The following is a 21,262-nucleotide window of genomic DNA, read 5'->3' as shown; positions in this document are numbered from 1 at the left end:
GTTCTGACCGGCGATCCGCATGCTCAGGCGAACAGCAAGAGGAGCACGTGCTCCTCTTGCTGTTCGCCTGAGCATGCGGATCGCCGGTCAGAACGCCCGTGCCTGCTCGTGCGGGGCCGGGGTGAGCGTGCGGGTCATTTCGAGGTAGCGGCCCGCCTTGGTGCGGCCCGAGTCGATGAGGACGCCCCGGGCCGCCAGGGTGGGCTGGAGGCGCTTGAGCCGGTCGGAGAGAACCTTGCCTGTCGTCGGCCACCCCTTGGGCAGGGGGCGGCCATCCTCGCCGCTGCAGAGGCGGCTGAGGCAGGACAGCCACTCCGTCGACGTCATCTGCTGCGCCGCGCCCGGCGCGATGGTGTCGGCGTGCCTGAGGACGGTCTGCGCGAGGAGGTCGCCCTCGATCACGTCGTCGTTCAGGTCGTCCAGACTGGCCCGGTAGGCCGGGAGCGCCTCGAGACCGGTCGCGGCGTCGAACTGCGCGCACAGGTGCGCGAAGTCCGCCATCCGCAGGTCGGTGGGGGTCTCCGCCTCCACGGCACGGACCTTGACCGTGAGGTCCAGCAGCGAGCCGAGAACGACAGGCAGCACCTCGGCGTACTCCGCCCACAGTTCCGCCTCGGTGCGCCGGACGCGAGGCCGCTCCAACCGCAGCGGCAGGAGCCGTTCCGCGAGGTCGGGTCGGATGACGCCCACATCGATGCCGGTGAGGAGCAGGGGCCGGCGGTAGCCGACGCGGAACACGTCCCCGTCGGTGAACAGAGCCCGTTTGACGCTCTCGGCGCCGGTGACGATGCAGCACATCGCGTCGGACAGGTCCGGCGTCATGTGGGAGAGGTTGTCCAGGGCGGTGACCCATCCCGCCGCCACCGCCGCGATGAGGTTCTCCTCGTCCTTCGGCGCCCGGCGCAGGTCGCCACTCATCCCCTCGACGATCCGCACGAGCATCCGCCCACCCGTGGATTTCCCCGCCCCTTGCGGCCCGGTGAGGAACGGCGCGGGCACGGGCACCGACGGCCCGAGGCAGCCGATCAGCCACGCGATGGCCAGGCATTCGGTCTCCGCGTTGGCGAAGTTGCACAGACGCATCAACAGGTCGATGCCCTTGCCGTCGGTGTCCTTGGCCGGCAGGGGAAGTTCCCCGGTGAGCTGGGTCCGCCTCCAGCACACCTCCCGCGGGTCGGGGGTGAGGATGTCCCAGCCCGAGGGATGGATGCGGACGGACTGCCCGTCATCACGGCCAAGGTCCAGCCACGTCGCCCCGTCGAACCCGGGGGCCACGCGGATATGGACTGGCTGGACGTCCTCGGTCAGCGCGAGCGCTTCGATCAAGTCCAACGCCTCCTTGAGCGCGGACCCGTTGAACGCGCCGCGCCCGTCCCTGAACAGACCAACCATGAGTTCCTGCCGGTGGCTTCCCGTGGTGCCCTGGGAGCGGATCGGACGGGCCACGGGGTGCCCCTTCTTCTGCGCGTACACGGTCCCGTCAGCGGTGCGGAAGTACCGGAAGTGCTCTTGCGCGTAGTCCGCGATGACTTCGCGGGCGGGAGTCTTGTCGTCCTCAGCCATGGCTCAGTCCCAACGTGGTCAGGGCGTTGGTCCACGCGTCGGTGCAGTGCCGGGGCGATTCGCCTTTGGCCTGGGCTGCGGTGAAAAGTCGCGCGGTGTGGGCGGCGGTGAGGCAGCCGCACCGGCCGTGCGTGGACAGCACGGCGAGGAACGTCCGGTAGACGGTGGCGTGCACCGCCTCACGTGCCTCGGAGATGTGCTGTTCCGCCATGGCAATGCCACGGTCCAAGTAGGTGGGCGTGCGGTGCGGGCACGCCCCGCCCCCGACCAGTGTGGGCACCGTGACCGTCACGGGTCGGACCGGGGCCGACTCCCTCACGGTCAGCGCGCGCACGACGTCCGGGAGTGCCGTCATGGTGCCGGTGCCGGGACCGAGCCAACGGGCGTAGGCCATGGTGGACTTGATGTCCACGCCGGGCCGTACGGCGTTAGCGGACTGCATCGCGCCCTGGTAGAGCCAGTGCTCACCTCTGGTGGTGCGCACGGTTCGTGTGGTGGGCAGGCTCGCTCGGGCCCACGCGATGGCGGCGGGGTTGTCGAGGTCGACGATTGCCGCACCACCAGGTCAACGACGCTTTGTGTTACCGAGAAGGCCGGATCGCGGCGGCGGTTCCCCGCGGGCTACCCCGCTACCGGGGCCGTTGCCCCGTGGCTGGGCGGTCCGCTCCGCGACTTTAGCCAGCCACTTTGGCGCGAGCCTCGAAGATCATGGCCCCAACGTCGTGCTTTAACGGGCAGGTCCACAGACTGCCCGACTCGCCGGAAGCTTACGGGGCCATGATCACTCGCGCCAAAGCAGCTCCCGGCCAAAGTCGCTCCGCCGACCTCACGTTCGTGGGGCCTGCTCGGACGTCGAGAAGGACTACAACCACAGCGGGAACGCCCGATATGAGGGAAGCGTGCAGAAAGTGTGTACCAGTCTTGTGTCGCTGCCCAGAACTCATGGGCGGGCGTGGCACACACACGCGATGATCAACCAGTTCTAACGACCTGGTCTTTTGAGTGCACTTCGGGGGATCTCATGCACCGCTTCACCCGCCACACTGGCATTGCTCTAGCTGCCGTCGCGCTGATGACTGGCGTGACCTCCGCCTGTTCGGGCTCGCCCGCAGAGTCAAAGACTCCGCAGCCGCGGAAGACGACGAGTTCCAGCGCCTCACCCGCAGCGCAGTCGGCCTCTCAGTCCGACCGGGAGGACTTGAACAAGGAAGCCCGCGACTTGCTCCGCATCTCGGATCGCTGGGATGCGGACGAGAAGGGCCTGGTCTCGTCCGGTTCCCTCGCGTTGCCCGGAGAGAACCTGGACGAGACCGTCAAGCCCGGCACCGCCCTGCGGGTGGAGGTGGCATGTGCAGGGGAAGGCACGGTCACCTTCACGGTCGTTTCAGGCACCGCCAAGACCGCTAAGCGCGTCGACTGTAGGCAGCCGAAGGCGAACGGGTTCGACTTCACCACGGCTGGGTCCAGTCTCGCGATCCAGGCAGACTCACCCGACGAAGAAGGGGTCGGCACCGCCTACGTGGTGAGCCGCACCACATGACCACCCTGTGGTGCGCTGTTCAAGGGCTCATGCACGGGGTCGTAGTGTGACGACTGAATCGCGGCCCAGATGTACAGCAGCGAAGTACAGCAACCATAGCGACCGCGTCCGTTCGGCAGCCGTCGCCATGGCCTCAACTTCGGCCGGTATGACCGTGGCCAACCGTCTTCTCTAGAGCTACGGAACAGAAGGCGTCTGACATCCACGGCTGACATCAACGACGCCGGACGCGGGCGTACGCCAGCGTCTCTGTCCGACCGTCGCACCAGTCGCCGACAGCCGCTGGAGCGGGATGAGATCGAACTCCTAAAGCGGGTGTCAACCCTCAGCCCCAACTCGAACGCGCTGCGGGTCTACGGCTGCCGTACGGGCAGTCCAGCAGTCTCATCGACAGTCTCATTCGCGGCCGTTCGCGGCCATTCAGCTCTCCTGTGGGCAGCCCGGAGGCCCGGCCCGCGGACGACCGTGAACCAGGACGAACGGAGCCGTGCAGAGTTGGGAAAGCGTGTTGGGGGCAACCCCTCACGAGTTCGAATCTCGTATCCTCCGCCATTGCTCTCACCGGGCCCTTCGACGTTGTCTCAGCCCTCGTTGTCCTGGTCTTTGTCCACAAAGGCTGATTCCGGGGCACCCCAGATCGCGGCGCCGATCTTTCGGGCCACCTCCTTCAACAGGTGGTCAGGGACGTGGAGGTACCGCGCTCGCATGCGGGAGGCCCCGCCCTCTGTGGCTGTGCAGACACACACCGCTCGCCGGTGGCCCAGCCACCGGTGAAGTTCGTCGACGCCCAATGGACTGCGGCCGTTCGGCGGGGCCGCGTGAGGCTCGGACCAGTTCTGACCAGCGGAAACATCCTGGCGAGTGTGATGCAGGGCGTGTCCGGCGGGGCGGCCGGCGATTCCTGATGTTCCCTGGCCATTGCGTTCGTGTGCCACCCACTCGCACTCGAAGCAACCCAGCCGCGAGCGGAGTCCGCTCGCCTTCCCCCGGTAGGCGGCCCAAGCTGATGGCCGTGCAACCCCCGTGCCGAGGGCGCCGCCTTCCCTCTTTGGAGCCCACATGACCGCACGGTTCAGATGCCCTCGCCCACTCAACTCTGGCTCCCGGCCGAGCGGCCAGGCCCTTGTCGGCACGCTGCGGCGCGGCGCCCGGCGCGCCGTGGTGGCGACCGCATCGATGGTGCTGCCCGCGGCCGTGCTGGTGCTTCCCACCGCGGGCACCGCTGCTGCTGCGGCGCCGCAGCCGACGACCGTGACGTTCACGACCCCCGGACAGAGCGCATTCCTGGTTCCCGCGGGTGTGACCAGCGTGTCCATCACCGCCACAGGTGCTGCCGGCCAGAACGGCAGCATTCCGGTCAGCCTCGGCGGCGCGGGTGCAACGGTCAGCGGCACCGTCACCGTCCCGGCAGGAGTCACGACTCTCTACGTGAACGTCAACACCGGCGGTGGAAGCGGCGGCACCGCTGATTTCGGCACCGCCGGCGCTGGTGGTGGCGCCAGCGACGTACGAACCTGCAGCGCCTCCACCCCCGGCTGTGTGTTGACCGGAAATCCCGGCACCGATCCCCGCCTGATCGTGGCCGGCGGAGGCGGAGGCGGCGGCTCGTCTCCCGATCTCTTTCCCCCCATTGGACCCGGCGGGGCGGGCGGCGCTGCCGGCGATGTCGGGGACCAAGGCGGCACCCGTGGCGGCACAGGCCCGGCCGGCGGAGGTGGCGGTGGTACCGCCACCTCCGGTGGAACGAGCGGGGCCGCATGTAGCGTGGGCTCTCCCGCCGGCGCGGGAGGCCCCGGCGGTGCGGGCACCGGTGGCCCCGGCGGTACCGGCAGTACGAGGGGTGGCGGTGGCGGTGCCGGATGGTTCGGCGGCGGAGGCGGGGGCGGCTGCAATCAGTTTGGGAGCGGCGGCTACGGCGGCAGCGGAGGAGGCGGCGGAGGCTCAAACCGGGTCCCGGCGGGCGGGACGTCGGGGCCCGCGACCGGCCCGGCCTCGGTGTCCATCACCTACACGCTGCTCAAGCCCGTCACCACCTACCTCAAGTCCCGCCCGAACCCCTCCAAGCCGGGAGAGTCGGTCCACGTGGTGGACGTCGTCTGCCCGGCAAACAGCGGAGCGGGCGTGCCCCGGCCGACCGGCACCGTCACCTTCGCCACGGACGGAACTCCCGCGGGCACGGCCAAGCTGAGGCGCGACGGCGGCAACTGCAGCGTCGCCGAACTGGTCCTTAAGCACCTGAGCACCGGCACGCACACCATCACGGCGATCTACTCCGGCGACGCCAACTACTCGTCCAACAGCGGAAATCCCGAAACCCTCACCCAGACCGTCAAACAGTGCAAGCACCGCCCGGACCACAAGTCGGCTCCCCACAACGGCGGTGGCGACGACAAATGCCGGGACCACTGACCACTGGGAAGCCCCCGGCTTCAAACAGGACGGGCACCTCGGTGAGGCCTGACATCAGCGTCTGACATCAACGTCGGCGCACACAGGCACACGTCGACGTACAGGTGCATCCTGGCCAACAGGCCCTGGTGGCTTGGGGAGGCCAGGTGATCCGTGTGCGCACCCGCCTACGGATCAGAAGGTTGCAGGTTCGAATCCTGCCGAGCGCACACGGCTCCGAAGTCCCCAGGGTGACCCTGGGGGCTTCTGGCATCCAGATCTCTATCAGGTCGGGTAGGTGGGCGCCGATCCCGTCTCAGCACACCCCGTCGGACTGACCTGGAGCGAAGCTCGTTCCGTTCTCTTTGTGGCGTTGCGACGGCAGACTACGTAGGTGAATTCTGACCTCTATCCTGACCTGGCGGCCGCGGGCAGCCTTGCCGCTGCGCTGGAACAGCTCGCAGCCGACCTCGGTTTCGATCTCACGACGGTGCCCGGCGACTGGGGAGCACTCGTCTCGGCGGGCATAACCTCGTCGGTCCCTGGGCGCAAACCGCTGTCCGTTCACATCGGGGCCGAGAGCCGTTGGTTCGGTGTCTCCGGCTGGAGCCAGGGGGTCGAACTCATCACCGGAGCCACGCCCGACCTGGCGGACGTCGTCAGGGCTGGTGTGGCGTGGGGAAAGGGTAGGAGCCTGCGGGAGCTACGGGCGGACCTACCGTTTCTGCACTCCAGTGAACGCGCCGAGGCCCACGAACGCGGGCCGAACGCGGTGGTGGAGGTGCAGTGGCGCAGGATGCGGGCACAGGCAGTTGAGGCCCCGGATTTCCCGGAGTTCGGCGAGCTCGTGGAAGCGGCTCATGCCGAACCGAGGCTGCGACAGCTCTATGTGTACTCCAGCCACTGGACGCTCGGCTTCAGCTCCTGCACCGGACACCCGTTCCGCGATGAGGTGGCTATCGCGCCGTCATCCAACGGCAGCTTGTACCGCGTGATGATGCATCCTCACTCCAGCGCCCTCGGTGAGGCCGCCACTGCCCAGGAGGCCGTCGCCTTGGCGATGTCTCACCTCCCCACCGATCTCGGCCCGGCTGTCGCGGGAACCGCCGAATGAGATGAGGACGAGCCACAAGCTGGTCACCAATCTGCGCTGACACTGCTCAACCTTCATTGCGAGAGGTCAGGAAGATCGTGTTTCCGTCTCATTCATCGGCGTACGGAGTCGTTCAGGGACGTACGCTCCCCCATCCGAGGCGCGCCGCGTACTGGCGTGAACGCTGGTGAACGAGTCGGAATCAGGGTCTGACCAGCACGAACAGACCTCGAAATCGATTGTGGCGCAAGTCACTGAGGGTTCAATCCCTCCGCTACCGCAGGTAGACGAAGGGTCCGGCTCATCGAGCCGGACCCTTCGTGCATCTCCGTCTCAGTCGGCCCGTACGAGTGCTCCGGCGAGCCCATCCTCATCGAGGACCGGCCCCTCTCCGGACGGCTTCCAGATGAGTCCGTCGACCCGTTGGGCTACCTCGTTCCGGACGGTGTCCACCATGTGCTGGTACCGAGCGGCCATGGCCGTCGTCGACCACCCCATGAGCCCCATCACGGCACGCTCGGAGACTCCGAGGATCAGCAGGACCGTGGCGGCAGTATGGCGGGCATCGTACAGACGGCCGTCCCGCACCTTGGCGTCGTCGAGGAGTTCCTTCCAGTCGTCGTAGTCCGTGCGGGGTGAGGTGCCCCGACCGATCGGCGTGGCGAAGAGCCACCCTTCGTCGACCCAGTCGCCACCGGCCGCCGCACGCTCGGCGTCCTGCTCGACCGAGACTTCTGGACGGAGGGCGATCATCCCGAAACAGCGCTGTACCTGTACAAGCTGATCGTCGCCCGTCGAGCGTCCGGCCGGGAGCTCGGAGCGCTGGAAGGGCGAAGCCGGGTGCGTATCGACACCTGGCGTACGTATCCCGGGCTGCACACCTATTACGAGCGCTTGGGCTTCAGGCACGTCCGCACTGAGGAACCGCCCCAAAGGCGTTCGGGGTGGCTACCAGCGAGCCTGTCTCCCCCCTCGGAGGTCGGCGCGAGGACGCAGCCATGGGCAGCGAGGTGTCACTCCAAAGAGGCTGACGCCCTGGCAGGAGGCGACCGCTCCGTCTCAGTTTCCGTCTCGCACATTCCCGTCCGGTCCCATCCATAGAGGTTCACTTCGAGACGCGGAGCGGATGCATTCCTGAGACGGAAGCAAAACCCGTACAACCTTGAGGTGCTCTCGTGTGTCCAGTGGGGCGACTGGGGCGCCGCCGCTCCAGTCGTTCGGCATTCCCCCCTCCGTAGTGCCCGTCCTTCCGCCAAGGAGCTCCGTTGAACAGAGCAGCCACGGCCGCCGCCGTGCTCGCCCCTCTCCTCGCCGTCACCCTGACCCCGACGACAGCTTCCGCCAGCAGCCCGTACAAGGGGGCCAACACCGCGGCCGTCCAGGACGACTTCAACGGTGACGGCTATCGGGACCTGGCCGTGGGCGCGCCCTATGCAGCCAATGGCAGTGTGGAGGAAGCCGGCGCCGTCGTCGTGATGTACGGGTCGGCGTCATCGGTGAGCGCCACGCGCCGGACGGTCATCACGCAGGCGACCTCCGGGATCCCCGGCGACCCCGAGGAATGGGACGCTTTCGGTACTACGGTCGCCAGCGCCGACCTGGACCGGGACGGATACGCGGACCTGCTCGTCGGCACCCCGAGCGAGAAGGTCGGCGACAACGAGCTCCGGGGCTCCGTGACCGTCGTGTGGGGCGGGCCCAGTGGGCTGTCGGACGGCGCGACCATCTCCCCTCCCGCCGGATATGGGGACGGCAGAACGTACTGCGGCTTCGGGAATTCTCTGGCCACAGGCGACATGAACGGGGACGGCGCCCCGGAGGTGAGCATCGGCTCGCGCTGCGAGGGCGCCTCCTACACCAGCCCCTTCACCCGCACCGGCAAGGCAGCCTCCAACTACCGGGACGGTCGCTTCGGTGAGACGCGCGGCGTGGTGATGGGTGACGTTAACGGCGACGGCAGGGCGGAGCGGTTCTGGTTGCCCGGGCCTTCGGACGACGACCTCCGCGGATCTGTGTATGTCGACAACGGCCCTCCGAGCCCGGACTATTCCGCCAACTGGCCCACCGAACTCCCCTACGCCGACGGTCACGCCGGCCAGATCGGCGACATCAACGGCGACGGGTACGGCGACCTGGTGACCGGCATCGCGGAAGACGACTCGCTTGCGAACGCGACCGGCGCGGCGCACCGTGGCGGCGAGATCCAGGTCCTCTATGGCAGCGCGCAGGGCATCACCGCAGACCAGCACCCGAAGGTCTTCTACCAGGACACAGCGGGTGTCCCGGGCACCGCGGAGGATGGCGACGAGTTCGGCCAGTCGCTCAGTGTCGGCGACGTCAACGCAGACGGGTATGCCGATGTCCTCGTAGGCTCGCCCGGGGAGGCAATCGGCACGCTTCAGTACGCAGGCACGGCCGTGTTGCTGCGCGGCTCCGCCGCCGGCCTGACGACGACCAAGGCGGCCGGATACACCCAGAACACGGCGGGCGTGCCCGGCACCGCAGAGGCCGGCGACCAGTTCGGCGCGGCCGTCCACCTTGCCGACCTCAACAAGGACGGCAAGGCCGAGACGATCGTCGGCATATCCACGGAGAACAGCGATGGCTGCCTGTGGACCGCCCGCGGCTCGGCCTCCGGTCCCGTCCTGAGCGGTTCGGTCAACCTGTGCGGCAAGAGCGCCGGTATTACCGTCCGCAACACCGTCGGATACTTCGGAGCCGCCCTGGCGAGCCCCCACGTCGCCAACTAGGCAGGCATACGCCCAGCGCAGCGTGCCACCAGGCGGCGCTCACCTTCGGCCGGGCCGCCGCGGACGGGACCGCGGTGGCCCGGCCCCTGCGTCGGCAGGCGGCAGGCGGCAGGCGGCAGGCGGCAGGCGGCAGGCGGCAGGCGGCAGGCGGCAGGCGGCAGGCGGCAGGCGGCAGGCGGCACGCCAACGCCCCGTATCCAGGTCCCGCCACGCCCCCAGGTGCGGCGAGCGGCAGGAGACAGCGACCGAGCCGTCTCAGTTTCCGTCTCATTCACTCTCGTCCGGCGCCATCCAGAGCGGTTCACGCAATGGGCCCGGAGTATGGCAATGAACGAGGCTGAACGGCTCCGAATCACGCCCTGACCAGCACGAACAGACCTCGAAAGCGAGTGTGGGGAAACTCACCGAGGGTTCAAATCCCTCCGCTACCGCTTCGGAAGACCGCCTCCGATCCTGCGAAAGCAGATCGGGGGCGGTTTTTTGTGTCCCTGCGTGCAACCCGCCGACCCTGCGCGAGGACGCTTCGTGACGGTCCCCGTGATCGGTGCCGGATGCGTATCAAGGGCGCTCGAGCCGGGCGCCCCATGGCGCCGGCGCGAGGTAGGAGTGGAAGACGTTCTCCGGGTCCCACTCGAGCTTGAGTTCCTGCAGGCGGACCCAGTCGGCGGCAGTGTACGAGCGCCGGGCCCGGTCGGCATCGGCTTCCAGATCCGCTTCGGCGATGTAGTGACCACCGCGACCCGACGGGTCCGCCGCGGCCATTGTCTCCCGCAGCCACCCGGTGTTCGCTTCGTCCGCAGCCGGATCGTCCCAGAGCGCGTAACAGGCGAGGTAGGACTCACCGGGCGCCGAAAAAGCCATGTTCCGCAGCACCGCCGGGTCCGGGGAGACCGGCTGCACGGGCGCGAGCACCAGGGACTTGCCGGAGGGTGCCCGGGCGACGACGCCGGCGACGCGGGTCATCAGGGTCTCGTAGCTCTCCGCCGACCACAGCGTGTCCGCCGCGTAGCGATGCGCCGACGGCCACGCCCGAGCGGCGCCGTCGTGCAGTGAGGCGAAGGACGTCGGCTCGGGTCGCTGCCGGGACAGGGCTTGCTCGGCGAACGGACAGGCCCCCAGGGGTTCGAGAGCAGCGAGCGCCTCGTCCCGCGTCGCGGCGAACGCAGTGGCGCCGACGGTGATCCGCGGCCCCGGCGGGGCCGCGGCCGTCGCCTCGCCGGAGGCTGCCAGGACGAGAGCCGTCTCGACGTTCGACGGCAGGTCACGCGCGGTCCGGACGGCCCAGCCCGTCACACGCTCGACCTCGGCCAGCGGGAAGGTGAGGCCGGTGGTCGTGATTGCCGCGGGGTGAGGGTGCAGACGGAGCCGGAATCCGGTGACGACGGCGAAGAAACCCGGCCCCGCGCCGCGCGCGGCCCAGAAGAGGTCGGCGTTCTCGGTCTCGCTGCAGATGACCGTCCGGCCGTCGGCGGTGACAGTCCGGATCTCCAGGACGTCGGCACATGCCGGTCCCCACACACGGGAGTTCCAGCCGAGTCCGCCGCTCAGCAGAAAGCCGCCCACCGCGACGGAGGGGCAGTGCCCCACCGGGAAGGCCAGGTCATGCGGGGCGAGGGCCTCGACCAGGTCCGTCCCGGTGACGGCGGGCCCCACCTCAGCCGTCTCCGACACCGGGTCGACACTGCAGTGCCGTAACCGCGACAGGTCGATCAGCAGGCCCCCGTCGCGGAGTTGGGAACCGGACCAGTTGTGCCCGCCGGAGCGCGTGGAGACGCGCAGCCCCTGGGCGCGTGCCCAGGCCAGGGCCAGGGGGATGTCCCGCTCTGCGATGGCCTGCAGAATGACCTCAGGAAACCGTTCCGGCGTCAGCCCGTTCCACACCGCGTCGGCGCGGGCACGGTCGTAGCCGGGGTCGCCCCGTCGGATCAGGGTTCCCTCGATCGGGCCTGCGTGCGTCCATTCGGGCATCACGAGCTCCTCGCGTGGCACGGCCGCAACCGGCTGGTGATCGGTCAGTGGATGGTCAGCCCGAAGACGGCGAGGACCAGCGCGTAGCAGAGCACCACTGCCGCGGCACCGGTCAGGTGCACGCGGTAGGTGGTCGCGCGGCTGGGCACCAGCCAGAAGGCGAGTGCCTTGTTCACCAGAGGCATCAGCAGCCAGGTCAGCGCACTGACGCTCAGCATGTTCCCGATGAAGAGGCCGATGTATCCGGGGACGCCGAGCTTGTCCAGCCAGCGCCCCTCGGTCAGGTTCAGCACCATCACCGTGGGATAGAGGGCCAGGAGCACGGTCATGGCCTGCTTCCAGTTGGGCGGCGCGCTGTCCTGCTTGCCGTCGCCGAAGCGGAACCAACCGTTGAAGGACGAGCGGACCTTGCGTACGTCGTAGGAGGCGAAATAAGTGCGGCCCTCCTCCAACAGTGTCTGGCGGACATCGGAGGCGAGCCAGTCGTCGAGGTGCTGTCGGGAGTCGAACCGGAAGACGGCGACCCAGTGCTCCTGCACGCCCTCCACGGGCTTGAACAGCTCGGACCCCATGAATCCGGGTGACTTCGCCTGTGCCTTGAAGGCCTTCTCCTGCCAGCGCAGAAACTCCTCTTCCCGCCCGGGCTTCACCTCGTGCGAGATGACGGCCGTGACCGTCTCCGGCGCCTGCTCGGCAGGGGCGCCGCCACGAAGCACCTCCTGCGTCGGAGATCCCTCGAAGAATTCCTGCCCTTCGTCGAGCAATTCCTGCCGTCTGCCCGAATCCAGCCAGGCCGTCAGGTGGTCCACACCGGCGAAACGGAAGACCGCCACCCATTCGTTCTCGTCGCCCCCTACGGGCGGGTACACCTCGACACCCTCGAACCCGTCGAATTCGCGGGCAGCTTCGTTCATCCGGTGCTGCCAACGCTGATAGTCGTCGGCGCGACCCGCGCACACCTTCTGCGAGGTCACCACGGTGGCGTTCTCTGCCGGCGGCTCACGGCTTGCACGGGGGCTCACCTACAGTAGCCTAATGTATGCGTTATTTTAGGGGCAAATCAGACATTTGATTGCCCGTTTCCACGCGCTTGTTTCGCCAAGGGCATCGATGTCGATCGGAGACCCAGATGGAACACAAAGAGCTCATCACCGAAGCGGTCCGACTGGCCACCGAGTCGGTGGAGAACGGCTGGGGCGGACCCTTCGGTGCGGTGCTCACCCGCAACGGCGACATCATCGCCCGCGGGCAGAACCGAGTGCTCCTCACCGGCGACCCCACGGCCCACGCCGAGATCGAAACGATCCGCAAGGCCGTGCAGCAACTCAACCCCGAGGCTCCGTCGATCTCCGAGGAACACCAGAACGAGAGCACTCTGGAATACGTACCCCGTCCTGACGGGTCACCGGATCCCGTGACCGAGCGGGCCCGGATGCTCCAAGGCTGCTCGATCTACATCAGCGGTGCCCCCTGCCCGATGTGCATGAGCGCCATCTACTGGTCGCGGATCGATGCGGTGTACTTCAGCTGCAGCCTGGACGACACCCGCCGGATCGGCTTCGACGACGCCTACCAGTACGAGGACTTCAAGAAGCCGCTCGACCAACGCAGGATCAGGATCGAACAGGTCTACCCCGAAATCGGCGCCCAGGCCTACGACACGTGGACGAGCAAGCCGGACCGGCACGCGTACTGAAGACGGCCGGGCCCGGAGATCCACGCCGCGAGTGTGCCCGGCGGAGCGAGCCGAAGAGGCGTCCCCCCTGGCAGTGGTGCGCGAGACACCGGTCCGTGAAGCCCATCGCAAACCCCGTCGGAAACCCCCACCGGATACGGCCATCTGTGCGGATAGAATCGCCCGACTGCACAGGGGATCGAATGGGGTGGCAGGGGCTGATGGTGCAAGCGAAGAAGATCGCGCTCTACATGGTTGTCGTCTTCGTGCTGTACACGATCATCACGTCCCCAGCCCGGGCCGCGGATCTTGTCCAGGTAGGGTTCGAGGGCGTTTCGAGTGCCGCACAGGGCGTCGGCGATTTCATGTCCGAGCTCGTGAAGTAGGAGTACCCCATGATCCGCCACCTGGTCCTGTTCAAGCTGAACGACGGCGTGAGGCGCGACGATCCGCAGGTCGCCGACGGAGTGAAGGCGTTCCAGGAGCTGGCGGGAAAGATCCCCGAGCTGGAGTTCTGGGAGTGCGCCTGGAACATCACCGACCGGCCGATCGCCTACGACTTCGCCATCAACTCCGCGGTCGCCGACGAGGACGCGCTGAAGCGCTACATCGAGCATCCGGCCCATCAGGCCGCCGCCGGACAGTGGCGGGCCTTCGCCACCTGGGTGATCGCCGACTATCCGTTCTGACCCCCTCGGTTCCGACGTTCCGGACCTCTCGGTCCAGGAGCGCGTAAGCCCCCCACCGATCCGGTGAGGGGCTTTTCCTCTTGTTTAAACCAACTTAACCCCAACACGGCACTACGCGGTGCTTGCACACAGTGGACATGTCTTGTGATGCTATGACCGCTTTTGACGGATGAGTTGACCGAAGTTGACCGCAAAGGGGTGGCGTATCGTGCCGGCCAGTACAGCGCCTCAAGTGCCTCCCCAGACCGTCCAGACGGAGACGCCCGACAGCACGACGCCCGCCAGGACCCGGGGCGCGGACACCAGGGCGCTCACCCAGGTCCTCTTCGGGGAGCTCAAGCAGCTGGAACCGGGAACTCCGGAGCACGGCAGGGTGCGGGCGGCGCTGATCGAGGCGAACCTCCCCCTCGTCCGGTACGCCGCTGCGCGCTTCCGGAGCCGCAACGAACCGATGGAGGATGTCGTCCAGGTCGGCACGATCGGTCTGATCAACGCCATCGACCGGTTCGACCCCGAGCGCGGCGTGCAGTTCCCCACCTTCGCGATGCCCACCGTCGTCGGCGAGATCAAGCGGTACTTCCGGGACAACGTACGGACCGTCCATGTACCGCGACGGCTGCACGAGCTCTGGGTCCAGGTCACCGGCGCCACCGAGGACCTGACGACGGCGCACGGCCGCTCGCCCACCACCGCCGAGATCGCCGAACGACTGAAGATCTCCGAGGAGGAGGTCCTGGCCTGCATCGAGGCGGGCCGCTCCTACCACGCGACCTCACTGGAGGCGGCCCAGGAGGGTGACGGGCTGCCCGGACTGCTCGACCGGCTCGGCTACGAGGACCCCGCACTCGCCGGTGTCGAACACCGCGACCTGGTCCGGCACCTGCTCGTCCAGCTGCCCGAACGCGAGCAGCGGATCCTGCTGCTGCGCTACTACAGCAATCTGACACAGTCGCAGATCAGCGCCGAACTGGGTGTCTCCCAGATGCATGTGTCAAGACTGCTGGCGAGAAGCTTCGCGCGCCTCAGATCCGCAAACAGGATCGAAGCGTAACCGGATCGGGTAGATCACTCGAAGCCCGCCCCGGAACACCTGAATGCCGCACACCCCCTGTTAACTGCGCATACTCCACCTTGACTTGTCGACATGTCACTACAGCGTGTTGCCGACATGTGACATTCTGCGTGAACCGCGTTTGCCGCAGCCCCGCCTCCGGTATTCAGGTGGAGGCTGCGTTCCTCCGATGGTCGCGGCTCAACGCGACCGTCCGCGACCTCAAGGGGGTGGCATGTCCGCAGAACAGGGCAGCTCGAAGGTGCTCACGCTCACGAAGAGCGCACCCGCACCCGTTGTGCTCACCAGCTCGTCGGAAGCCATCGACACCCGCACTCTGTCCCGCTCCCTCTTCCAGCGGCTTGCCGCCCTGGGTCCCGCACCGGGTCCCGACGGACCGGACGACAGCCCGGAGCGTACCTACGTACGGGACACACTCATCGAGCTCAACCTCCCGCTCGTGCGTTACGCGGCGGCGCGGTTCCGGAGCCGTAACGAACCGATGGAGGACATCGTCCAGGTCGGCACGATCGGTCTGATCAAGGCGATCGACCGGTTCGACTGCGAGCGGGGCGTGGAGTTCCCGACGTTCGCGATGCCCACCGTCGTCGGCGAGATCAAGCGCTTCTTCCGCGACACCTCCTGGTCGGTGCGGGTGCCGCGCCGGCTCCAGGAGCTGCGGCTCGCGCTGACCAAGACCAGCGACGAGCTGGCCCAGAAGCTCGACCGCTCGCCGACCGTGCCGGAGCTCGCGGTGGCGCTCGGGGTCTCCGAGGAGGACGTGGTCGACGGCCTGGCCGTCGGCAACGCGTACACCGCGTCCTCACTGGACTCGCCCTCTCCCGAGGACGACGGCGGCGAGGGTTCCCTCGCGGACCGGCTCGGTTACGAGGACTCGGCGTTGGAGGGCGTCGAGTACCGCGAGTCGCTGAAGCCGCTGCTGTCCAAACTCCCGCCCCGGGAGCGTCAGATCATCATGCTGCGGTTCTTCGCCAACATGACCCAGTCGCAGATCGGCGAGGAGGTCGGCATCTCGCAGATGCACGTCTCGCGGCTTCTCACCCGGACGCTCGCACAGCTTCGGGAAGGACTCATCGCCGACTGACCGCGGCCGGGCGCCGCCGAACGCCGTACTGGGGCACGAGGGTTCCGAATTGACGGACCGTCAGCCACACTGGCGCGATGCGACGTCAGACGTGGGGCTCGACCGGCCGCCGGGGCACAGTGTTCGCCGCCTCGGCGGCCGTGCTGTGCCTGGGCGGCGCGCTCGCCGCCTGTGGCGCGGGGGCGGGCGGGGGCGACGGCTATGTGGCGGTCGGCGCGGTGGGTACGGGGCCGGAGAAGGCACCGACGGGGGCGGTGGCCCCCTCGGGGAAGGTGACGCTGATCCCGCTGGACGGCGCGGGGAGCGATGGCGGAGGCCGTGACGCCGGCGGAGGCGCGGAGCCGAAGCCGGGCTCATCCGCGCAGAGCGGCGCCCCGGGCGGGGCGGGCGCCACAGGGCACGGCACGGGCGTCGGTGCGCAGTCCCCCGGCTCGTCCGGCGCCGCCACCGGCGGCACCACGGGTCCCGCAAGCAGCTCGAGCAGCGGCGGCACCGGCGGCACGGGGAGCGCCGACGGCCCCGGTGACACCGGCTCCGGTGGCGCGGGAAGCGTCTCGCAGAGCCCCTCCACCCCGTCCGCACCAGGGTCCACGGCATCCGCCGGGCCTGCCGTGCTGACGCTGAGCGCACCCGAGCGGGCGGCGGCCGATGACCGCTGGTGCGAAAAGGTGACCGTCGAGTTCCGCAATACCGGTGGCTCACCGGTCCGTTCGGGGACGGCCACCTTCGCCACGCACATCATCGGCGCACTGGGAATCGACTGGGCGACCATCGAATCGACAGCGCCGCTGCCCGCGCCGATCGGCGCGGGAGCAGCGCGGAAGAAGACGTACACCGTCTGTGTGGACGCCTGGCGGGTGCCCCTGGGCATGCATATCGAGACCCGGGACGTCACCGCCGTCTGGAAGTGACGGATGGAGAGAGCGCAGCCAGGTCAGCTGAGCGCGAGCCAGGCGATCGCACCGAGGATGACAACCACCGCGACGACGGCGACGATCACCCCGGTCCTCGGTCCGGACGACGCGGCCGGCTGCTGCCGGCGCTGCGGCTCGCCCTCGTCGACGAAGGCGCGGAACATCTGAGTGCTGCCCGCCGGGTCGTAGTTGCCCTCGGGGCCCTGGGGGGCATGGGGGTTGTGTGCCATGGGCCAGGACCCTAGCGAACTCGGGGGTGCGGCCCAACCCCCGGGTCGGTGAAGGCCCCGCGCCGGAGGCGGAGAACCGGTGAACCGCTGCGGGCTGTGGCGCGATGCACACAGGCGCGAAGTGCGCCGGGCGCACGCTGGGCTTTTGACCCGGTCCCTACACAGCCTTTTGCGTTCCTTTACTTCTGCAAGGCCATTTTCGTTTGCCTGCAGCAACCAACAGGTTTTATGGTTGCCCTAAGCAACAAGATGTATGAGAACAGTCTGGGGGGTCCCGTGGCCGCACGGCGTCAGTACGAAGAACTGGCCCGGCAGCTCAGCGCCGTCGGAACCGTCAAACGCGGACTCGCCCGCGCCCTGCCTGCCGAATGTCCCGGCGGATGCGCCGCCGTGCTGGCCCTCCTCGATCAGCACGGCGAGATGCGGATCAGCAGACTGGCCGAGCTGCTGGCCGTCGACATGTCGGTGACCAGCCGACATGTCGCCCATGTGGCCGAGCGCGGCTGGATAGAACGGTCTCCGGACCCGGCGGACAAACGGTCCCGCATCCTGCGGCTGACCCCCGCGGGAAACGACGTACTCGTCGACCTGAACCTGCGGGTCACAGACATGTTCGCCCATCACCTTCAGGAATGGTCCGACGACGACGTCGGACAGCTCAACACGCTGCTGGCCCGGCTGCGCGACAGTTTCGCCCGTCGCGGCTCCGGCGGGTGCGCCCCCGGAAAGCACAGCGACGAGTGCCGTCTGCGGCCCGCCGACAGCGACGAAGACTCGTACACCCGTACACCCGTGTAACAGAAGCAAAGACAAGGAACTCAATGGCTACGACCACACCGACCGGTGTGCGGGGCGGCCACGCCAAGCACGGGGGAGCCAGTTCCCCCGGCGGCGCGCCGATGACACACCGGCAGATCATGGAAGCGCTGACCGGGCTGCTGCTCGGCATGTTCGTCGCGATCCTGTCGTCGACCGTCGTCTCCAACGCTCTGCCCGAGATCATCTCGGACCTCGGCGGCGGCCAGTCCGCGTACACCTGGGTCGTCACGGCCTCGCTCCTGGCGATGACCGCCACCACTCCCCTGTGGGGCAAGCTCTCCGACCTGTTCAGCAAGAAGCTGCTGGTCCAGATAGCACTGATCATCTACGTCACCGGCTCGATAGTGGCCGGCCTGTCGACGAGCAGCGGCATGCTCATCGCCTGCCGTGTCGTGCAGGGCATCGGCGTCGGCGGTCTCTCCGCCCTCGCCCAGATCGTGATGGCCGCGATGATCGCCCCGCGTGAGCGCGGTCGCTACAGCGGCTACCTCGGCGCGGTCTTCGCCGTCGCCACCGTCGGCGGTCCGCTGCTGGGTGGTGTCATCACCGACACCAGCTGGATGGGCTGGCGCTGGTGCTTCTACGTCGGTGTGCCCTTCGCGGTCGTCGCACTGATCGTGCTCCAGAAGACCCTGAAGCTCCCGGTCGTCAAGCGCGAGGTCAAGGTCGACTGGACGGGCGCGTTCTTCATCAGCGCCGCCGTGTCGCTGCTGCTGCTCTGGGTGACCTTCGCGGGCAACAAGTACGACTGGATGTCCTGGCAGACCGGCGTGATGCTCGCGGGCTCCCTGGTGCTCGTCCTCCTCTTCGTCTTCACCGAGACCCGGGCCAGCGAGCCGATCATCCCGCTGCGCCTCTTCCGAAACCGCACCATCACGCTGGCGTCGATCGCCTCGCTGTTCGTCGGGATCGCGATGTTCGCGGGCACCGTCTTCTTCAGCCAGTACTTCCAGCTGGCGCGCGGCAAGTCGCCGACGATGTCCGGCGTCATGACGATCCCGATGATCACCGGTCTGTTCCTGTCCTCGACCATCTCCGGTCAGGTCATCACCAAGACGGGCCGCTGGAAGGCCTGGCTGGTCACCGGTGGCTTCCTGGTCACCTCCGGTCTCGGTCTGCTCGGCACCATCCGGTACGACACGACGTACTGGCACATCGCGATCTTCATGTTCGTGATGGGTCTCGGCATCGGCATGATGATGCAGAACCTGGTCCTCGCCTCGCAGAACCAGGTCGCCCCGTCCGACCTCGGTGCCGCCAGCTCCGTCGTCACCTTCTTCCGTTCCCTCGGTGGTGCGATCGGCGTCTCGGCGCTGGGCGCCGTCATGGCGAACCGCGTCACCCACTACGTCAAGGACGGCCTCGCGGACCTCGGTCCGAAGGCAGCGGCCATGGGCCACGGCGGTACCGGCGACGGGAGCATCCCCAACCTGGACAAGCTGCCCGCGCCGTTCCGTGCGGTCGTGGAGAGCGCCTACGGGCACGGTGTCGGCGATGTCTTCCTGTTCGCCGCTCCGGCCGCGCTGGTCGCCTTCGTGATCACGATCTTCATCAAGGAGGTCGCGCTGAGGACGAACGCCGCGAACGACGCACCGACGGAGGACCAGGCGGCCGAGGCCGGGGTTCCCGCCGCGGCTCTCGCCGAGGTTCCGTCCGGTACGGCCGCACTGGTCTCCGAGGGCACGGCCGGGGTCACCGCGGTCGACACGCTCGAAGCCCCGGTCGCGACCGTGCAGGGCACCCCGGTACGCGGCCTGGTGCGGGGCGCCGAGGGCGCACCCGTGGCCGGGGCCGCCGTCACGCTGATCTCGCTGGGCGGCCGGCAGCTGGGGCGCTCCGTCTCCCAGGCCGACGGCAGCTACGGTCTGGGCGCGCCGGGCGCCGGCAGCTACGTCCTGATCGCGTCCGCCGACGGTTTCCAGCCGCAGGCGTCCACCGTGGTCGTCGGCGACGAGCAGCTGTCGTACGACATCCTGCTCGTCGGTACGAGCGGCCTGGCCGGGACCGTGCGGGCCGCCGAGAGCGGCGCTCCGGTCGACGGCGCCATGGTCATCGTGACCGATGTGCGCGGCGACGTGCTGGCCACCGGCAAGTCCGCCGAGAACGGCGAGTTCACCTTCGCCGAGCTGGTGCCCGGAGCGGTGACCGTCGCGGTGAACGCCGCCGGGTACCGTCCGCTGGCGCTGCCGGTGGAGATCGGCGGCCAGGGGGTCACCCGGATCGACGCCGCACTGCAGTCCGGTGCGCTGGTCCAGGGTGTCGTGCGGGCCGGTGCCGCGCTGCGACCGCTGCCGGACGCCCGCGTCACGCTGGTCGACGCGGCGGGCAATGTGGTCGCCACCTCGACGACCGGGGAGGACGGGGCGTACGCCTTCGCCGACCTGGACGCGGGCGAGTACTCGGTCATCGCGACCGGCTACCCGCCGGTGGCCGGCGCGCTGAGCGTGGCCGGTCGCGGGGTCGACGGCCACGACATCGAGCTCGCCCACCCCGGCGAGTGATCGAGTAACACAGACCCCTGGTGGACAGCGCTTCGAGCGGAGAGGCTGCCCCCGGTGGAAATGGGCCCCGGTGGCGGGGACGGCAGGCAGGGGACGGCCTGCCGTCCCCGCCCCGGGGCCCGACTCATTGAGTCATGGAGCAAGGAGAGAAACGGGATGGGACTTCGCGCACAGGTACGGACGCGCGACGGCTGGGCCGTCCAGCACGCGGTCGTGACGGTGACCGACATGACCGGCACCCAGGTGCTGCGAGCCGCGGCCGACGAGGACGGGGCGGTCCGGACCGACGCTCTGCTGCCCGCCGGCGCGTACACGGTGATCGTGACCGCGGTCGGGTACGCGCCGACCGCGTCGACCGCCCTCGTCACGGCGAGCGGCCGGGTCGAGGCCGGCACGGTGGTGCTGGCCCGGCAGGGCGGCGTGGAGCTGCCGCCGCCGGGCGCCTGGTCGCTGGACCCGGCGCACTCCTCGGTGGGCGCGGTCGCGCAGCACCTGGGGATCTCCAGCGTGCACGGCCGTTTCACCGAGTTCAGCGGCCGGATCGAGATCGCCGAGGAGCTCCACCGGTCCCGGGTCGACGCGATCATCAGCGCGGCCAGCATCGACACCGGCAACGACATGCGGGACAAGCACCTGCGGTCGGCGGACTTCCTCGACTCGGACCGGTTCCCGGAGATCACGTACCGCTCCCACGGGCTGGACCCGGCCGGTCCCGACCGCTGGACCGTGCACGGTGAGCTGACGATGCACGGTGTCGCGCGAAACGTCGACCTGAACCTGAGCTACCTCGGCACCGGCCCCGACCCGTGGGGCGGGACGCGCGCGGCGTTCAGCGCCACGGCCGAGCTGCGCCGCGACGACTTCGCCATGAACTACAACCAGGTGGTCCAGGCCGGCATCTCGGCGATCGGTACGACGCTCCGGGTCGAGCTGGACATCCAGGCCGTGCAGGGTGACTCCCTGCCGTCGTAGTCTG

17 protein-coding genes and 3 pseudogenes are annotated in these 21,262 nt (G+C 68.7%); 13 read left to right on the top strand and 7 right to left on the bottom strand.

All coding sequences use genetic code 11. The features are described from left to right. Positions 1-87 precede the first annotated feature (87 nt). Both ACIA8E_RS14770 and ACIA8E_RS14765 read right to left on the bottom strand, forming a co-directional pair. The gene (locus ACIA8E_RS14770; protein WP_399297999.1) at positions 88-1,563 is read right to left on the bottom strand and encodes an ATP-binding protein; all 1,476 of its coding nucleotides are present in this window, start codon (positions 1,561-1,563) and stop codon (positions 88-90) included. After that, positions 1,556-2,128, bottom strand: a pseudogene (locus tag ACIA8E_RS14765) (DNA primase); the annotation flags it as partial. The gene ACIA8E_RS14770 and the pseudogene ACIA8E_RS14765, both read right to left, overlap by 8 nt. Positions 2,129-2,584: 456 nt before the next feature. Here ACIA8E_RS14765 and ACIA8E_RS14760 point away from each other — a divergent pair. Further along, positions 2,585-3,103 (top strand): hypothetical protein, encoded by a 519-nt coding sequence (locus ACIA8E_RS14760; protein ID WP_399297997.1) that lies wholly within the window; start codon positions 2,585-2,587, stop codon positions 3,101-3,103. A 581-nt stretch (positions 3,104-3,684) separates the two neighbouring features. Here ACIA8E_RS14760 and ACIA8E_RS14755 read toward each other — a convergent pair. Further along, positions 3,685-3,825: pseudogene (locus ACIA8E_RS14755) on the bottom strand (site-specific integrase); the annotation flags it as partial. A 337-nt stretch (positions 3,826-4,162) separates the two neighbouring features. On the opposite strand from ACIA8E_RS14755, the gene ACIA8E_RS14750 reads away from it, so the two are divergent. Both ACIA8E_RS14750 and ACIA8E_RS14745 read left to right on the top strand, forming a co-directional pair. Further along, a complete protein-coding gene (locus ACIA8E_RS14750; RefSeq protein ID WP_399297995.1) occupies positions 4,163-5,512 on the top strand; it encodes an Ig-like domain-containing protein in 1,350 nt (449 codons plus the stop codon). 373 nt (positions 5,513-5,885) lie between these two features. Beyond that, positions 5,886-6,605 carry a DUF6193 family natural product biosynthesis protein gene (locus ACIA8E_RS14745; protein WP_399297993.1) on the top strand — a complete coding sequence of 240 codons (720 nt, stop codon included), beginning with the start codon at positions 5,886-5,888 and terminating at the stop codon, positions 6,603-6,605. Positions 6,606-6,917: 312 nt separating this feature from the next. Here ACIA8E_RS14745 and ACIA8E_RS14740 read toward each other — a convergent pair. Continuing rightward, positions 6,918-7,307, bottom strand: a pseudogene (locus ACIA8E_RS14740) (tyrosine-type recombinase/integrase); the annotation flags it as partial. Between the two features lie 542 nt (positions 7,308-7,849). Here ACIA8E_RS14740 and ACIA8E_RS14735 point away from each other — a divergent pair. Next, positions 7,850-9,334 (top strand): hypothetical protein, encoded by a 1,485-nt coding sequence (locus ACIA8E_RS14735; RefSeq protein WP_399297991.1) that lies wholly within the window; start codon positions 7,850-7,852, stop codon positions 9,332-9,334. Positions 9,335-9,892: 558 nt separating this feature from the next. On the opposite strand, the gene ACIA8E_RS14730 is transcribed toward ACIA8E_RS14735, so the two are convergent. After that, positions 9,893-11,302 carry an FAD-binding oxidoreductase gene (locus tag ACIA8E_RS14730; RefSeq protein ID WP_399297989.1) on the bottom strand — a complete coding sequence of 470 codons (1,410 nt, stop codon included), beginning with the start codon at positions 11,300-11,302 and terminating at the stop codon, positions 9,893-9,895. 44 nt (positions 11,303-11,346) lie between these two features. Continuing rightward, positions 11,347-12,324 carry an antibiotic biosynthesis monooxygenase gene (locus ACIA8E_RS14725; protein WP_399297987.1) on the bottom strand — a complete coding sequence of 326 codons (978 nt, stop codon included), beginning with the start codon at positions 12,322-12,324 and terminating at the stop codon, positions 11,347-11,349. Positions 12,325-12,431: 107 nt separating this feature from the next. On the opposite strand from ACIA8E_RS14725, the gene ACIA8E_RS14720 reads away from it, so the two are divergent. The 6 genes from ACIA8E_RS14720 to ACIA8E_RS14695 all read left to right on the top strand — a co-directional run bounded on the left by ACIA8E_RS14720 (position 12,432) and on the right by ACIA8E_RS14695 (position 16,733). Further along, positions 12,432-12,998, top strand: a complete 567-nt coding sequence (locus ACIA8E_RS14720; RefSeq protein ID WP_399297985.1) for a nucleoside deaminase — start codon at positions 12,432-12,434, stop codon at positions 12,996-12,998. A 200-nt stretch (positions 12,999-13,198) separates the two neighbouring features. After that, positions 13,199-13,363 carry a hypothetical protein gene (locus ACIA8E_RS14715; protein ID WP_176902190.1) on the top strand — a complete coding sequence of 55 codons (165 nt, stop codon included), beginning with the start codon at positions 13,199-13,201 and terminating at the stop codon, positions 13,361-13,363. A gap of 9 nt (positions 13,364-13,372) precedes the next feature. Beyond that, the gene (locus tag ACIA8E_RS14710; protein ID WP_399297983.1) at positions 13,373-13,666 is read left to right on the top strand and encodes a Dabb family protein; all 294 of its coding nucleotides are present in this window, start codon (positions 13,373-13,375) and stop codon (positions 13,664-13,666) included. A 208-nt stretch (positions 13,667-13,874) separates the two neighbouring features. After that, positions 13,875-14,717 (top strand): RNA polymerase sigma factor SigF, encoded by an 843-nt coding sequence (locus ACIA8E_RS14705; RefSeq protein ID WP_030973929.1) that lies wholly within the window; start codon positions 13,875-13,877, stop codon positions 14,715-14,717. A 235-nt stretch (positions 14,718-14,952) separates the two neighbouring features. Continuing rightward, positions 14,953-15,822 carry an RNA polymerase sigma factor SigF gene (locus ACIA8E_RS14700; protein WP_399297981.1) on the top strand — a complete coding sequence of 290 codons (870 nt, stop codon included), beginning with the start codon at positions 14,953-14,955 and terminating at the stop codon, positions 15,820-15,822. 77 nt (positions 15,823-15,899) lie between these two features. Continuing rightward, positions 15,900-16,733 carry a hypothetical protein gene (locus tag ACIA8E_RS14695; RefSeq protein ID WP_399297979.1) on the top strand — a complete coding sequence of 278 codons (834 nt, stop codon included), beginning with the start codon at positions 15,900-15,902 and terminating at the stop codon, positions 16,731-16,733. 23 nt (positions 16,734-16,756) lie between these two features. On the opposite strand, the gene ACIA8E_RS14690 is transcribed toward ACIA8E_RS14695, so the two are convergent. After that, positions 16,757-16,966: a hypothetical protein gene (locus ACIA8E_RS14690; RefSeq protein ID WP_352264123.1), complete on the bottom strand. Its 210-nt coding sequence runs from the start codon at positions 16,964-16,966 to the stop codon at positions 16,757-16,759. 276 nt (positions 16,967-17,242) lie between these two features. On the opposite strand from ACIA8E_RS14690, the gene ACIA8E_RS14685 reads away from it, so the two are divergent. From ACIA8E_RS14685 to ACIA8E_RS14675, 3 genes are all read left to right on the top strand, one after another. After that, positions 17,243-17,764, top strand: a complete 522-nt coding sequence (locus ACIA8E_RS14685; RefSeq protein WP_399297977.1) for a MarR family winged helix-turn-helix transcriptional regulator — start codon at positions 17,243-17,245, stop codon at positions 17,762-17,764. A 23-nt stretch (positions 17,765-17,787) separates the two neighbouring features. Beyond that, positions 17,788-20,286, top strand: coding sequence for an MFS transporter (locus tag ACIA8E_RS14680; RefSeq protein ID WP_399297975.1), 2,499 nt, complete (start codon positions 17,788-17,790; stop codon positions 20,284-20,286). Between the two features lie 156 nt (positions 20,287-20,442). Further along, positions 20,443-21,258: a YceI family protein gene (locus tag ACIA8E_RS14675; protein ID WP_399297973.1), complete on the top strand. Its 816-nt coding sequence runs from the start codon at positions 20,443-20,445 to the stop codon at positions 21,256-21,258. The last annotated feature ends 4 nt before the right edge of the window (positions 21,259-21,262 follow it).

It is taken from the genome of Streptomyces sp. NPDC051664 (genome assembly GCF_044453545.1).
GTDB lineage: Bacteria > Actinomycetota > Actinomycetes > Streptomycetales > Streptomycetaceae > Streptomyces.
This window is presented reverse-complemented; position numbering and strand designations above follow the sequence as displayed.

Excerpts from the sequence above, each read along its gene's own strand:
- ACIA8E_RS14770 (WP_399297999.1), bottom strand. The coding sequence starts at position 1,563 with ATGGCTGAGGACGACAAGACTCCCGCCCGCGAAGTCATCGCGGACTAC.
- ACIA8E_RS14760 (WP_399297997.1), top strand. The coding sequence starts at position 2,585 with ATGCACCGCTTCACCCGCCACACTGGCATTGCTCTAGCTGCCGTCGCG.
- ACIA8E_RS14750 (WP_399297995.1), top strand. The coding sequence starts at position 4,163 with ATGACCGCACGGTTCAGATGCCCTCGCCCACTCAACTCTGGCTCCCGG.
- ACIA8E_RS14730 (WP_399297989.1), bottom strand. The coding sequence starts at position 11,302 with ATGCCCGAATGGACGCACGCAGGCCCGATCGAGGGAACCCTGATCCGA.
- ACIA8E_RS14720 (WP_399297985.1), top strand. The coding sequence starts at position 12,432 with ATGGAACACAAAGAGCTCATCACCGAAGCGGTCCGACTGGCCACCGAG.
- ACIA8E_RS14715 (WP_176902190.1), top strand. The coding sequence starts at position 13,199 with ATGGTGCAAGCGAAGAAGATCGCGCTCTACATGGTTGTCGTCTTCGTG.
- ACIA8E_RS14710 (WP_399297983.1), top strand. The coding sequence starts at position 13,373 with ATGATCCGCCACCTGGTCCTGTTCAAGCTGAACGACGGCGTGAGGCGC.
- ACIA8E_RS14700 (WP_399297981.1), top strand. The coding sequence starts at position 14,953 with ATGTCCGCAGAACAGGGCAGCTCGAAGGTGCTCACGCTCACGAAGAGC.
- ACIA8E_RS14695 (WP_399297979.1), top strand. The coding sequence starts at position 15,900 with ATGCGACGTCAGACGTGGGGCTCGACCGGCCGCCGGGGCACAGTGTTC.
- ACIA8E_RS14690 (WP_352264123.1), bottom strand. The coding sequence starts at position 16,966 with ATGGCACACAACCCCCATGCCCCCCAGGGCCCCGAGGGCAACTACGAC.
- ACIA8E_RS14680 (WP_399297975.1), top strand. The coding sequence starts at position 17,788 with ATGGCTACGACCACACCGACCGGTGTGCGGGGCGGCCACGCCAAGCAC.
- ACIA8E_RS14675 (WP_399297973.1), top strand. The coding sequence starts at position 20,443 with ATGGGACTTCGCGCACAGGTACGGACGCGCGACGGCTGGGCCGTCCAG.